General features: G+C 70.6%; 12 protein-coding genes. All 12 read right to left on the minus strand.

Features of this window, described 5'->3' with window-relative positions; genetic code table 11:
• Positions 1-36: 36 nt before the first annotated feature.
• Positions 37-4,488: a MobF family relaxase gene (gene mobF / locus ABH937_RS14190; protein WP_280663986.1), complete on the minus strand. Its 4,452-nt coding sequence runs from the start codon at positions 4,486-4,488 to the stop codon at positions 37-39.
• A 724-nt stretch (positions 4,489-5,212) separates the two neighbouring features.
• Positions 5,213-5,866 (minus strand): hypothetical protein, encoded by a 654-nt coding sequence (locus tag ABH937_RS14195; RefSeq protein ID WP_280663985.1) that lies wholly within the window; start codon positions 5,864-5,866, stop codon positions 5,213-5,215.
• Between the two features lie 39 nt (positions 5,867-5,905).
• Complete coding sequence (locus tag ABH937_RS14200) at positions 5,906-6,238, minus strand: DUF6211 family protein (RefSeq protein WP_370218332.1); 333 nt, start codon at positions 6,236-6,238, stop codon at positions 5,906-5,908.
• Between the two features lie 146 nt (positions 6,239-6,384).
• Complete coding sequence (locus ABH937_RS14205) at positions 6,385-6,987, minus strand: DUF6349 family protein (protein ID WP_280663983.1); 603 nt, start codon at positions 6,985-6,987, stop codon at positions 6,385-6,387.
• Entirely contained in the window at positions 6,984-7,385 is a 402-nt protein-coding gene (locus ABH937_RS14210; RefSeq protein ID WP_280663982.1) for a DUF6181 family protein, read from the minus strand. The genes ABH937_RS14205 and ABH937_RS14210 overlap by 4 nt, the downstream gene beginning before the upstream one ends.
• Positions 7,386-7,426: 41 nt before the next feature.
• A complete protein-coding gene (locus ABH937_RS14215) occupies positions 7,427-7,858 on the minus strand; it encodes a DUF6197 family protein (RefSeq protein ID WP_280663981.1) in 432 nt (143 codons plus the stop codon).
• Positions 7,859-7,922: 64 nt separating this feature from the next.
• A complete protein-coding gene (locus ABH937_RS14220; RefSeq protein ID WP_280663980.1) occupies positions 7,923-8,621 on the minus strand; it encodes a hypothetical protein in 699 nt (232 codons plus the stop codon).
• 71 nt (positions 8,622-8,692) lie between these two features.
• On the minus strand, positions 8,693-10,162 hold the full coding sequence (locus ABH937_RS14225) for a DUF3560 domain-containing protein (RefSeq protein ID WP_280663979.1): 1,470 nt from the start codon (positions 10,160-10,162) through the stop codon (positions 8,693-8,695).
• 330 nt (positions 10,163-10,492) lie between these two features.
• Entirely contained in the window at positions 10,493-10,894 is a 402-nt protein-coding gene (locus tag ABH937_RS14230; RefSeq protein ID WP_280663978.1) for a DUF6409 family protein, read from the minus strand.
• A 119-nt stretch (positions 10,895-11,013) separates the two neighbouring features.
• A complete protein-coding gene (locus ABH937_RS14235; RefSeq protein ID WP_370218334.1) occupies positions 11,014-11,880 on the minus strand; it encodes a hypothetical protein in 867 nt (288 codons plus the stop codon).
• 121 nt (positions 11,881-12,001) lie between these two features.
• Entirely contained in the window at positions 12,002-12,361 is a 360-nt protein-coding gene (locus tag ABH937_RS14240; RefSeq protein ID WP_280664037.1) for a hypothetical protein, read from the minus strand.
• A 63-nt stretch (positions 12,362-12,424) separates the two neighbouring features.
• The gene (locus tag ABH937_RS14245) at positions 12,425-13,057 is read right to left on the minus strand and encodes a hypothetical protein (protein WP_280664036.1); all 633 of its coding nucleotides are present in this window, start codon (positions 13,055-13,057) and stop codon (positions 12,425-12,427) included.
• Positions 13,058-13,714: the final 657 nt, after the last annotated feature.

Raw genomic sequence — 13,714 nt, forward strand, 5'->3', positions numbered from 1 at the left:
GGACGTAGGCGCATGACGCCATGATTGTCGGCGTTCCTACGGCAGCGGTGCAGCCAACGGAGTTTCCGGAACCTCGTACGAGTTCGGATCTTCCGCACTCGCGTACCTGGTGTACGGGGATTCGGGCTGCGGCAGCGGGGCTGCTGCTTCCGCCGGGTCGGCCGGCTGTCGGCTGTGGTCGGCCCGCAGGGTCAGTTCGGCCCGGAGACCGGTTGCTCGGCCGTCGGCGGTCTGCGCTGTACGGCGAGCCCTCATGGCCTCGGTGCGGAGAGACTTGGCCGCTTCGGTGTCCTTGTCCTGGGCACGCCGCAGCAGGGCGGCCTTCTTCTCCTTCGGCAGGCCGGCTTCGGCGAGTACCGCTTCGTGCTCATCAGCGGGACCGGCCTGGTGGGCGACTTCGCGGAGCTGCTCGTTCGCGCTCTCCAGTTCCTGCTCAGTCGTGTGGAGGGTCCGGACGAGGCCCTCGCGCTCGGCCTCGACGGCGGTCCGCTGGTCTCCGCGCAGTACGGGGCGACCGAACCTTCCGGTGGCTGCCAACTGCTGCTCGATCCCGCTGATTCGGTCCTGGGTACCGTGCAGCCGGGCCGTATGCTCGGCGATGGTCGCTTTCAGGGCGCGCACGTCGCGGATCGCTTCGGCGCGTTCGGAAACGTCCTGGTGCCGGCGGTTGAGCGCGAGCACGTTGGGGCCGGTTCCAGCCGCCGCATTCTGCTCGGCGCGGTCCGCGGCGGCCTCGGCCTTGTCGGCAGCCGTGCTCGTGGCGCGTGCCGCTGCGGCGGCCTTGCGTGCGGCGTCGCGCAGGGCCTGGCTGGAGAGGTTGGCGTACGGGCGGGCGAAAGCCGCAGGCCGGGGCTCCGAGGTTGCGGCGGGCACCGCCGTTCGGTCGACGGTGCCGGTGGTGCGGCGCGGTTCGGGCTTCGGCGCGGCCTCGATGTCGTCCGGTTCGACGGTCTCTCCGGTGCCGGGGGCGCGCGGGATCGGTAGGTCGGGGACGATGTGCCGGACATGGGCGGGGACGGCGGCCGTGGGGAGTTCGGTGAGGATCATTCGTTCCTCGGTGCCGGTCTCGACTTCGCGGATGAGGCCCGCGACGGCTCGGTCAAGCTGTTCCTGGTCGGTGAGCGCGGCGCCGTTGCGGGCGCGGTCGGCGTCGGTCTCATAGACGGACAGCGGCAGGAAGAGGTGGGTCTCCTTCTTGTCGCGGCTCATCATCGTGTAGAGCGCGTTGGCTTGCGCGCCAGGACCGTAGACAAGGGCTTCCTCGACGCTGAGGCCCTGGCTCTTGTGGCCGGTGATGGCGTATCCGAGGGTGAGTCCGCCGCGTGCGATGTAGTCGGCGTCGACCCATTCGGCGACGTCGCGGTGGCCGCCGTCCTCGGTCTTCGTGCGCCACTCGACCAGGACCCGGCGGTCCTCGTCCACCGCGATCACCAGTCCGCGGAAGCCGTTCAGCACGTCTTCGCTCTCGCCCCTGGTCCGCTTGCTGCGGTAGTCGTTGGCGCGGAGGAGCACCTGGTCTCCGACGGACAGCGCCAGTTCGCCGCCGCCGGCCAGGGCGAAGAGGTGGTCGGGCCCGGTGAGGGCGCCGCTGGCCCTGCGGATCGCGCGGGCACCGAGGTTGAGTTCGTCGACGACCTCGTTGGTAGAGGCGAGCATGAGAAGCTGCTGCACGGCGGTGTGGTCGTCGGTGTGCGCGGCGCGCTTGTCCGCCCAGACGGTCAGCATCGCGGCGAGGGTCTCGTCCTTGTCCGCGAGGGCGTGGACACGGCCGGTTCCGGCGAAGGTTCGGAGCGCGTCCGTGCGGTTGTCGTCGCGCCACAGGGCGAGCGCCCGGCGTTCGATCGTGTCCCGCTGCCGGAAGTTCTCCGTGAGGCTGAGCCCGCCCACGATCTTGTGGATGGCGGCGAAGGACCCGCCGATGCCCGGCGAGTGCAGTTGCTTGGGGTCACCAACGGCGACGATCTTCGTGCCGGTCTTCGCTGCGTGGGCCAGTAGCTCGGCGATGTCGCGGTCATCGCACATCGCGGCCTCGTCCACGACCAAGACGTCAACGCCGTTGAGGCCGGGGCCTCCGGTGCGGATACCGGTGAGCCAGGACGCGAGAGTGCGGCTGGTGATGCCCGCTTCGGCCTTGAGGTTCGCGCAGGCGACGGCGGCCGTGCTGGCACCGGCGATGACGAATCCGTTGGCCTCCCACGCGACCCTCGCGGTGTTCATGATCGTGGTCTTGCCCGCTCCTGCGATGCCTTCGACGCCGTCGATGCCGTGGCCGGCGGTCAGCAGCCGTTCGAGGACGGCGCGCTGTTCGGCGGAGAACTGGAACTCGCCGCCGTGCTGGGCTTCCACGGCGGACAGGGTCATGGCGACGGTGTCGCCGGTGACGACGGCGGCCTGCTCGTTCAGGCGGTTGGTGGTCTCGCTGGCGATGAGCGATTCGGCAGCGACCACGTCGGCTGTGGTGTAGCGGTCGGCGTGAGCGAAGTGCTGGGGGCCCTTGGGGTTCAGCTTGACCGCGTATCCGGCGTGCCGCAGCACGGAGTTGGTGAGCTGTTCGGCTTCGTCGGCGTCCGCGACGCCGTACGGGAGAGCGTCCAGGACGGCGGAGATGGCGGCGGCGTGACTGAACTCCTTGGAGTGGCTGGTCAGCCCGGTCTTCGGGTCGAAGACCTGGGCGCACAGCTCGTCCAGGCCCGGGTTCTGGCCGGTCCGGGCTTGCTCGATGGCGCTGGCCGCGATGGCGTCGGGGTCGTCGCCCGCAGCCCGGCCTTCGGCCTGCCAGTAGGCGCGCAGGACATCGTCCTCGACGCCGGCGGCCTCGCCGTTCTTCGCGGCCTTGGAAGCGGTAGAGGCTGCGGTGCGCTCGCGGGTGGTGGCGCTGCCGTAGTCGATGCCCAGCTTGGTCAGCAGGTCGCGCACCTGGCTGTCGCGCTTGCTGAACAGGCGGATCGTGGCCTCGGGGATCGCGGCGATCTCCCACGCGCCGGTGCGCTCTTCGCGGCGGAAGGTGATGCCGAAGGTGTCGGTGAGCTCCCTGCGGATGCGGGCGTTCATGAGGGACTGGGTGGCACGCGCGTGGCGGTTGAGGTCACGGCCTCCAGCGGCCACGGTCGACCACTGGCCGTCAACTCCCTTGGCCATGTTGGCGAGCGTGAAGTGGAGGTGGAAGTGGGGGTCGCCGAACGGGGCGCCGTCGACGGGCCGGGCGGCGCGGTGCACCATCATCCAGCCGGAAAAGCCGCTGGTCTTCACGGTCGCTGCCTGGGCGCCGTCGCCGTTGCGACCGCGCATGCCGTAGGCGGTCCACCGCTCCAGCGCGCTGATGGACTCGCGGCCGGCGGTGGTGTAGATGTCTTCGACCTGGGCGGCGATCTCCTCGGGCGCGTAGGCGAGCAGCACGGACTTGGACTTCGCAAGGTCGAGCGTGACGTCAGCTCCGCGGTTGCCGATCTGCACCCGTCCTTCGAGGAGGGCGGCCTTGATCTCCTCGGCGTCCCAGACGCTCTCGGGGGCGAGTCCTGCGGCCTTGGCCATGGCGACGGCTTCGCGGACGTCCATGGGTAGGTCACGGAGGCGGCGTTCGCCTTCGCGTGCGGTCTGGGCGTACCGGCGCTTCATGGACGAGGCGGTGAACAGGTCGGCGGGCTGCTGGCTGGTCTCGGCAGCGCGGGCTTCGACGGCGCTCAGGAGTGCGCGGGCATCGAGGCGTCCGCCCGCCTCGGCGGCGACGGCCTTCTGCAACGCGGCTTCGCCGTACAGGGCGACGGCGTCGACTCCGACGGCGTCGGCGAGCTTGAGCAGGGTGGAGGCCGGGATGCGGTGCGATTCGCCGAAGCGCTGGAGCTGGTTCTCCATCCGGCGGAAGGCGTCCTTCTTCCGCTTCGAGTCCAGCAGGCTCGCGGGGCTCACACTGCGCTCGGCGGCAGCGCGGCGGATCGCGCGGACCAGCGGGGCGGCGGGCAGCTTCGCGGCCGGGGCGATGGCGACCATGGGTTCCACGAGGGTCTGGCCGGTACGGGGGTCTTCGCCTCGCATGAGGCGCCGGGCGGCCTGGAAGTGCTGGGCGGCGAGGATGCTGCCGGGGGTGATGCCGAACTCGGTGAGGCCGCTGCCGATCCACACGAGGGGGCGTTCGCTGGCATCGAGGTGGTAGTCCACCTGTCCATCTGCGGCAGGTTGGGGAAGGGTCTGGTCACCGTACAGGTCGCGGGCGTTGAGGCCGGCTGCGGCGGCGACCTCGACGGCGTCGAACCCGGTGAACCGCGCGTTCTTGGCGTTCCGGAGTTGGGTTCGGGCCCGGAAGTACGCCTTCTTGGCCTCGGTGGGGCCGAGGAGGGCGGCGACGGTGGTCCCGGCTTCTTCTGCCCTGGCCTCGATCGCGGCGACGAGAGGGGCGGCGTCGACCAGGACCGTCTTTCCGCATCCGTGGCCGCCGGTGAGGCGGTACTCAACCTGCTCGTCGCTCGGGCCGATCATGGTCACCCACGCCATCGGCCCGCTCACCCCCCGCGCTCTTCCGGTCAGATCCGGTCGTCTTTGAGGATTGTATCGTCACGAAGTGACGATACCTTGGTCCTCTAAATTCAAGATCATGATCAGCTGAGGGTGCCTCGGGCTTTCCAAACGGGCTGGTCGATGCTGTGGATCAGGCTCGGTCGAGCCTGATGTCCTGGGGGACTGTTACCTCGGGAGCAAGTCCGTGGGGTGGGAACTCCGTGCTCAGCAGGGTGGTGCGTATGGAGGTCGCTGCGGCTCCGGAGGTCGGCGTGCGGTGCGGGTCCTGGTGCGGTGGACCGCTCGCGGCCGGTCGAGGCTGGCGGACTCGCCGGGCGTCCGCGACCGTACCGATCAGCGTCGGCTCTTCCCCGCGCCGCCGGGCCGCGCGAAGGGCTGGCCAGGTGTCCGGCTCCCCGGGCCGGACGCGACCGGCAGGGGTCCACCGTCCTGCCGTTACTTGGTGATACAGGAAGGTCCCCGCTCCAGGAGCTGGAGCGGGGACCTTCTGAGGCCACCGGGCGGTCTCTCGGCAAGGGGGCTAGGTGTTCAGGGGCCATTCGCCGAACGGCACGGGCGCCTGGCCGTGGGCATCGCGCACGGCTTCGTCCGTCCCGCACGTGGTGCAGATGAGGACTTCCCGGTCGGCGGTCAGCCGAGAACGGGCAGGCCGGTCACCGAGCGGGCCTGCGCAGCGTGGACAGCGGCTGTCGGGCAACGGTTACTCCTCGGGGTGCTCGCGGGCGGACTTGAGGATGTTGTTCCAGGTCGGGCGGGAGTAGGTCTTCTCCGTCTGCTGCTGGAGTTCGGGGATCAGGTCGGCGTTCGTCACCTGCGGGTTGGCGGCGATGGCCTGCCGGGCGAGGGTGAGCCGTTCGTCGCCCTGGTAGGGGTAGGCCACCCTGGCGCGGGGGCCCGACGGGCGTCCGCCGGCGTGGCCGCGGCCCTTGCGGTCGGCGAGGTATTGCCACAGCCGCCAGCGCTTCCACTTCGGGCGCCTCCGGGTCGGCAGCTCGTCCCAGTCGTCCGGGTCGGGCCAGCCCTCGGGCGGGTTCTTGACGTAGTGCGAGACGGTAGCGGAGTCGGCGAACCCGCAGATCTTCGCCGCTTCGGCCGGGCCCACCATCTCCTCCGGGTCCCCGTCGAGCTTCGGCGGGTTCGTGGTGTTCATGGCTGCCCGCTGGCGCTGGAGTTCGTGGTGCCACCTCGCCCAGACGTCGCCGTCCCAGTGCATGACGCCGTCGATGAGCTCCGCGGGCGGGTGCCCGTTGTTCTCCCGGTCAGTCCAGAGGTTCTGGAGCGTAGGTTCGCTGATGTTGTGGACCTTGCGCAGGTCCGCTCGTGAGTAGAGCGTGCGGCCGGTCTTGCTGGGCACGGTCGTCTCCCATTCGGGATAGTGGCGGCTGGGGGTGGGTCACTGGAGTTCGTCCGGGTCCGGGGCCGGCGTCCACGTGCGGCTCCCGGTGGGTTCGAGCCGGGTGAGGGCGGCAATCTCGTCCAGGGGGACGGCGGCGGCCCAGTCGTCGCGGGCTGGGTGGTCGGCGGGGAGGTTGAGCACGAGGTGCCGGCCGGTCCGGGGGAAGTCCTCGACTATGACGAATCTGGCGGTGCTGTCGGCACCGATGCTGTTACCGCTCTTGAGCTGGGCGGTGTCGCCGGGCTGGGGACAGTCGGCGTGTCGATCCCATAGCATGGTGGAGTTCTTTCTGGTGAGAGAACACCGGACGGCCAGCACCGTGTTGCCCATGTGTGCTGGCCGTCCTTTGTTGTCTGGTGGTGCGGGTGCCGGTTCGGCACCCGCCGGGGCGGAGGTTGCCCGCTCCGCTGTCGGCGGAGTAATTGAACCATCTTTGATCCGGGGCGGCGGGGCCCTGGCCAGGTGGGCAACGGTCATCAGAACAGGGCTTCCTGGTCGGCTGGGCGGTTGCTCGGGTTGGCGGGCGGCCGGGCGACGCGGAGTTCGTAGCGGGGGCGTCCACGGTGCGGGGGTGCGTGGGCTTCGCGGCGGCGGCTCCAGGCCACCAGCGGGGCGCCCCGGTCCAGCCACCCCGGCGGGTAGCGGGAGGTCAGCTGTGCCCAGCGCCTCCGGTCGCGCGGGAGTGCCCACCGGTCTTCAACGGTGGTGAGGGGCGGCAGTTCGCGCCAGCCGGGGAAGGCGTGGTCGTGGGCGTCCTCCACGGACTCGTTGTCGCCATCGCCGTACCCGGCGCCTCGGTGGACGGGGCCCTCCCAGCCGCAAGCCAGGCACCCGCCACGGAACTCCTCTTCTTCCCTGCGGCCGGTTCGCCGGCTGCGGGTCAGCAGGGTCGGGGCGTGGTGCTCAGGCGGGTCGAGTTCGTGTCCGAGGTCGCTGTACTCGCCGCCGGGGTGGCCATGGCGGATGTGCCACGTTTGCGGTGCACCGTCGGTGGGGTCGGGGGTCCGCCCGTTGCGCACCCGCCAGTAGTTCGTCTGCTGGGCTCGGGCGCCGGTCGGCCTGGCGGTGGTCGGGGTCACGGCCGGTCGCCCGCCTCGGCGGTGAGCACGTCGCGTAGGGGGTCGGCGAGTGCGGCCTGTTCTGCCGGGGAGTCCTGGAAGCGCGGGCCGTAGGCGCGGCGGATCGCGCGGCGGGCGTCCTGGTGGCGGTCGTGGCCGGGGTCGTACGGGGAGCGGTCGAGTACCTCGTAGCCGTGCCGGGTGAGCACATCGGCGATGATCGCGCGGACCTGTACGGGGTCGAGGGTGTGAAGGTCGGTCTCGACGGGGGCCGCGAGGAGTATGCGGATCAGCTCGGTCGCGCTGAGCCGGGGTTGGAGGGGCACGCCGATCCGGTGGACGCCGTCCTTGCTCGGGGTGGCGGCTCCCCGTCGGCTGGGGACGCCGGTGGTGCTGCGGAGTGTGGTCGTCTGGTCCATCGCGCTGGCTCTCGGAGTGTCGGGGTGGCGGGCAGGGCCGGTCAGAACAGGGCGTGGTCGGCGCGGGCGGCGGCGGCGCGGAAGGCGCGGGCGGCATCGGCGGCGGTGCGGCCGGGCTCGGCGCTCCACCGGTCGATGACATCGCGGTGCCGGTCCTTCGCGGCGGTGGGGTCGTCGGCGTCGGCGGCGGGGTGGCCGGTCAGGGTCCCGGCGAGCAGGGCGAACGCCTCGTCAAGGGCGTGGTTGATGCGGTCCCAGTCGTAGGTGCGGCCGGCGCTTCCGCGCGCGCGGCCGGCGGCGACTTCGAGCGCGCCGCGGGGCCAGCACGGCAGGGTGGCGGTGCGGCCGGGGCCGTCGAACAGGCGCGGCCCGTGGTGGATGCCGACGTGTTCGATGTGGTGGGCGGCCCATTCGAGGATGGCGGCCGGGGTGTCGGCGATGACGAGGCTTTCGGGGCTGTAGCGGGTCTGCATGGTGGGTGGTGTCCGTTCGGTGGTGCCGGGGGCGGCGGTGCGCCGCCCCCGGCGGGTCGGCCTGCTACTGCTGGTAGGCGGGGATCAGTTCGCGGACGCGGTCCGGGCCGACGCATCCGCCCTCGTGGCGGTGGAGGCTCGGCAATCCGCCGTTGCGCCCGCGCAAGTGCGACCAGAACTTGGGGCCGACCCACCCGCACAGCTCACAGAGCAGGACCCAGTGGTTGTCGCTGCCGGGGAATCCGGTGAGGACCGGGCGCCAGCGGAGGACGGCGAGTCCGGCGAACGCGGTCTCGGCGCTCTTGGTGTTGCGGTCGTTGACGGGCATCCGCGGGTGCAGCAGCGGTACGGGGCCGGTCAGCGACTGGAGCACTTCGGCGCGGATCTGGTCCAGCGGGATGGCGGTGATCTCTCCGGCGGCGTACTTCTCGGCGAGGCGGGCGGCGGCCATCTCGACGCCGGGAACACCCTTGTCCGGGCGGCCGAGATTGGTCTCCCCCTCGCTGGTCTCGACCCACCAGTCACGGCTCCACCGGTGGGCGCGGCCGATCACCTGGTCCTGACCGATGACCACGGGGTAGCGACCTGCGGAGTCCGGGGCTCCGATGCGGTAGGGCATGGCGGCCTGGAGGGTGCCCGGTTCCGTGGTTTCGCGGACGGCCGTGTGGTGGTCGGGCTGACCGGGGACCGGGGCATGCTGGTCGTCCGGCTCGGTGGCGGGGAAGGTGGGGGCGACGGGTCGTTCGAGAAGCTGGATGCTCATGGTGGTGCCCTGTTCTGGTGACGGAGGGGCCCGCCCCGGGGCGCTCGGCCGCCGGGGCGGGTCGGCGGTCGTTACGCGGCGGCGGCCGGGGCCTGCGGGGCGGCAGTCCATGTACGGCGCGGGGTGATGCCCAGGTCCGAGAGGACCGGGTCGAGGCTCCCGTTGTCCGGTACCCATTCCCAGTCGGCGCCTTCGGTGCCGGGGCGGTCGGTCCAGGTGAGCATGTACGAGCGGCCGGAGGTGCGAGGGTCGCCGCACACGGCCTGTGCCTCGTGGCGGGTCATCGCCCACAGGGCGCGCTTGCGGGAGCGGTGGGAGTTCTTCGAGGCGATGAGCACCAGCGCCATGCCCTCCGGCCAGTTCGCTCCTGCGGCGGGGGCCGATGCGGGAGTCGGCTTCCCGTCGGGAGTGTGGTGGCAGTGACCGCAGCGGCGTATGTCCGCGCGCCACTGGCTGGAGTAGCACATGGGGCACGTCTCGGCCGCCGGTAGCGGCTCCTCGACCAACGGGGAGTGCTCGGCCTCCCCCTGGTGCTCGGCGGCCTTAGGCGGCTGCTGCATCTCGTCGGCGCTCTTGCGCCCGGAGATGTCGTCGTAGGGGGCGGTGGAGGTCCACCCGTCGTAGCCGTCGTCGGTGGCGCGGACGACCGTCTTGCCGGTGCCGTTGAAGATGTGGCGGATGGTCACGGACTTGGGGTTGACGCGCAGGATCTCGTACCAGGTGCCTCGGTGGAGGGCGAAGTCACCGCGCTTGAAGTCGGCGCGCGTCCAGACCTTGAAGCCCTTGGCTTCGGCGTCCTTGATGACCTGTTCCCAGTGCGCGATTTCCTCGGTCAGCTCCTCGTGCTCGATGGTCAGTTCCGGGTTGGCGGGGTTGCGGGTGTACCCCTTGGCTGACTCGCCGCGCTGCCACTTCACGACGGCGCCGAGGTCGGCCCGCAGCCTGTCCAGGCGCCGGAGGGTGGTGCCGGGGTTGGTGCGGAACTGCTCGTAGCTGGCAGCGGCCTTCTGGCGGTCGGCCCAGTGCTGGGCGCGGTCGCCTTCGCTGATGCTCTTGCGCATCGAGGTGTCCATCCGTGCCCTGTCGCGGCGGGCGCGGCCCTCGCTGTGGTGGCCGACAAGGATGGGCTGGCCGAATTCGAACCGCTCGGATATGTCGTGGGCGGACTTCCACGCGGCCTGGGAGTTGCGGGCGGCGTTGTCGGCGTACCCCTCGAAGCGGTCGGCGCGGGCCTCGGCCCGGTCTTCCCGGCCCTGTTCGGCCTCGGCGAAGGTGCGGCGGTCGGCGTTGTCGATCGTCAAGGTGGCGTCGAGGCCGGCGTCCCGCAGCCGCTGGGCGAGAAGTTCGAGGGAGGGGGTGTAGGTGGCGTGGTCGCGGCTGTGCGGGAGGTACCAGCAGTCGAGGTTGCGGCTCCAGCGGAAGGGCTGGCGCTGGGTGCGGCCGTACTCGCGGAGTTTGAGGATGTCGGCTGAGCCGTCGCCCCGGCTGGTGCCGTCGATCAGGGTTCCTTCTCGGCGGGTGTGGGTGATCTGGATGGTCATCGAACTGGTCTTTTCTGGTGAGAGTCTTTTGGCCGCCCGGAGGGCGGGCGGGGTGCTGGAAGCGGTGAGCACCACCGGGGGCGGGCCGTGAGGGACGAGCGGTCCGCCGCCGTCGCGCCCTGCGCGACGGCAAGGGCTGTCGCGCCCCCGCGGGGCGCGTCCTTCGCGGTCCGGTGCCCGCCGTCGGTCGGCGGAGCCGCTAGGCGGAGTCGGCCGGCGGCGGTGAACGCACCGGACCGTGCTGCTGCCGCCCCGAAGGGGTGTCTGCTCGGGTGTGGGGGCCCGCTGGTCCGGAGGTGTTGCCCTCCCCCGGACCGGCGGGGCCTTGGGTCAGTTTCGGCGGGTGGCCGGGGCGGCTTCGATCCGCTCGCGGACCGCGCGATTCACGGCGGCGGTGAGGTCGTTCCCCTGGTTGTAGGGGAACCGGCCGAGCGGCAGGCTGGTGGCGATGTCGCAGAACCTGCCCGTGTCCATGGTGGTCAGCGTGTCGTCAAGCGGCGTCAGCTCGTGGGGGAACATCGCCTGGACGCTGTCCCCGGGGATAGGTGCGCCGATGGTGAAGTACCAGACGACGACCATTTCGGCCGTGTCAGCGAACTCCGGGCCCCCGAACGGGCCGACGACGATGGCCGGGCGGGGGTCGAGCTGGTGGCTCCGGAACCAGGGTCCGGCGTTCACCAGGGTGGCTGCGGGGAAGTCCTGGACGGTGGGGGCCTGGTCGGTGGTGAGCATGTCGTGTCCTGTCTGGTGAGAGGTTCCGCCGGGGCCGGTCGGCCCCGGCGGGGGGTGTCGGTCGGGGTGTTGCCCTCCCCTTCCGACATCACTAATTAAACCATGTTTCTAGTTCTGGGTCAACCGGTGGCAACGAGTTCGCGGCGGCGCTCGGCGGCGGCGGTGACGGCCTGCGCGATGGCGCGGCCGGTCTCGATGACGCGGACGGCGGACTCGTGCACGGGGGGCTTCTTGTCCTGGGTGATGATGCCCGCGAGCGGGGGCATGACGGCCGGGCCGGGGGCGATTCCTAGGATGAGCTCGGCGACGTGGGCGGCTGAGGCGACCTCGGCGAGATGCTGGCCAGGCAGGGGGGCGTCAGCCTCGGTGATGCGTCGCCAGGCGTGGCCGTACAGCAGGATGCGCGCGGCGGCGTCGGGGGCCTCCCGACTGAAGTCGTACCCTCCGGCCTGCTCGGGGTCCTCGTGATACCAGTCGCGGTACTGGGTGAGCAGGACGTCCCGGACGGTCTCGGCTGCGAGCGGGGCGGGGGCGGGCTGCTCGTAGGCGTCACCTTCGGTCTGACTGATGTCGAACACCGGCCCGGCCTTGAAGCCGGACACCTTGCGCCCCTCCCCCTCGGCGGCGGCGTCGCGGGCGGCTTCCCGGGGCCTGACCTCGGCGGTGGCCTGGGCGTCGTCGGTCCGCCGCCGGATCGGGGTCCAGATGCGGATGGAGGTGGACCCCTTGGCGGGGAACCGCCCGGCCTTGCGCCAGTCGCCGGAGCTGAGTACGCGGGTCGCGTGGGGGTGCTGGGCGGCGATGGCGATGCAGTTGACGGGGCTGCGGTCGGCCAGGGTGGCGGCCGTGCGCATGACGGCGACCCAGAACCCTTCGTCGGCGACCATCGCGCCGTACGCGCGGTCCATCACGCCTTCGAGTTCGCCACGCATCCGGGCACTGTAGGCGCGGCGCTCGTCATCGGTCATCTTCGGCTTGCCGGGCATTTCCTGGTCTCCCTGGTGAGAATTCGGGCGGCCGGGCCGACTGGCCCGCCACTGTCGGTCGAGGTATTGCCCCCTTCCGACATGTCTAATTAAACCATGTTTCTAGATGCTGGGCAAGTCCTCAAATCCAGTACAGCCCTTCTTCGTGGCACGCTCCCCGGTATGCCTCTATGACCTCGTCCTCAATTTCCTTCCAGTGTTCGAGGATGTCCGGGGCGGTCGTCTGGCCACTGGCGTCCCGCTTGGCCCTGCGCCATTCGATGGCGATTTTGAGCGTGCGGAGCTGGGAGCGGTCAAGGTGCCACGGGCCGGAATCGGGAAGCTCTCCGCCGTAGGCCATTGCCCCGGCGTTGTTGATGTGTTCGGTTCCGGACCACACGCGTTGTTCCGGCTGGGCAGCGAGTGCCCTTTTCAGAGTGCACCGCAGATGTGGGGCCTGCACGGTCCACTTCGGATTGATAACGAACAGGTCGGCGCTCATCTCGTGGCCTTTCAGTGAGGGGTGGCGCGCCCCTGGAGCGCGCCACCTGGACCATCGGAGAGGTCAGAGGGTGAATTCTTCGGCGTGCTGCCCACGCTCGTCCTGCGGCGTCTGGATATCCGGGAGGAATCGGCTCACCGCGAACACGACGGCGTCCGCGATGATCCGGGGCGAGTCATTGAGAATGACATTGACGGTGTCCCCTTCGATTCCGATTCGGACTTCTCCGGGCTCAAGGTTGATGTATAGGTAGGCGCTGGTCCCGTCGATGCGGGTCCTGGCCCCGGGGAGGCGGGCGGCCATGTCGCGGGCGAGTTCCTCGACGTCCCGCCGCGTCTCGGCCTGCTGGCGATTGTGCTCCTTCACGCGCCCGTGGGTGTCGCGGTGCGTGTCGATGAAGTCTCCGGAGATCAGGGCGGCAATGACTTCAGCCTCCTGGTCCATGGCGGCCCGGACGCTGTCGCGCTCACCCTTGCGGAACGGGTAGTCGGTGGCGGGGAATGCGCCCCGGATGTGGAGGTGGCCGGGGTCGTCGTAGCGCTCGGAGAGGTGGAGCTGTCGGCCGTCGAAGTGGGTGAGGGTAGCGGCGTGGGTCAACTCCCGGACGCCGTGGAGCGCCTGCTGCGGTCGCCAGTTGCCTCCGAGCGCGATGGCGATCGGGTGGGCGAGGTCTGCGACGGTAGTCGGCTGGTCCATGTGTTTCTCCTGGTGAGAGGGGTGTCGGCGGCCGGTCGGCCTGCCGATTGGTCGGGGTGTTGCCCTCCCCGACTGGCTATTCGGATTCGTCCACTGCCGAGCATTTGTGCGCGATGATTACCTTGAATGTGGATAGAACGTATGGCTCATCCCCGCTAATCTCAGCCTTCAAGGTGCATTTGCCACACTCGTAAGCGATATGCACAGTGGGGGGCCAGAGATAATCGCCGACCCGGGCGATAGCGCTTTTGACCTTCTTCATTTCGCATTCCTTGCGGTGAGAGGTTCCGCCGGGACGTTCACCCGGTGGCCGGCTGGGGTGTTGCCCCCCCTTCCGACATCACTAATTAAACCATGTTCTGAGAGTCGGGTCAAGCCAGAGAACCGCCCTGGCCTGCCCTTTTCCCACCACGCCGACCCGCACCAGCCCGGCCGGGCCCGGCCACAGCGGGCCCTGGGCGGGGTTCCCTCCTCGGTCGGACAGCTCCTGCCGGACCAGGGTTCCGGGTGGGGTGTCCAGGCTCGCGCAGCGACCGCGCAGCGGCCCGGCCTGGACACCCCACCCGGGGCCCTGGTACGCCCAACGGGTGTCCGACCGAGGAGGGAACCCCGCCCCCACAACCCCAACCACCACCAACGCCGCACCCGCACACCCAC

Origin of the sequence: Kitasatospora sp. GAS1066B (genome assembly GCF_041262605.1) — a bacterium.
Taxonomy (GTDB): domain Bacteria; phylum Actinomycetota; class Actinomycetes; order Streptomycetales; family Streptomycetaceae; genus Kitasatospora.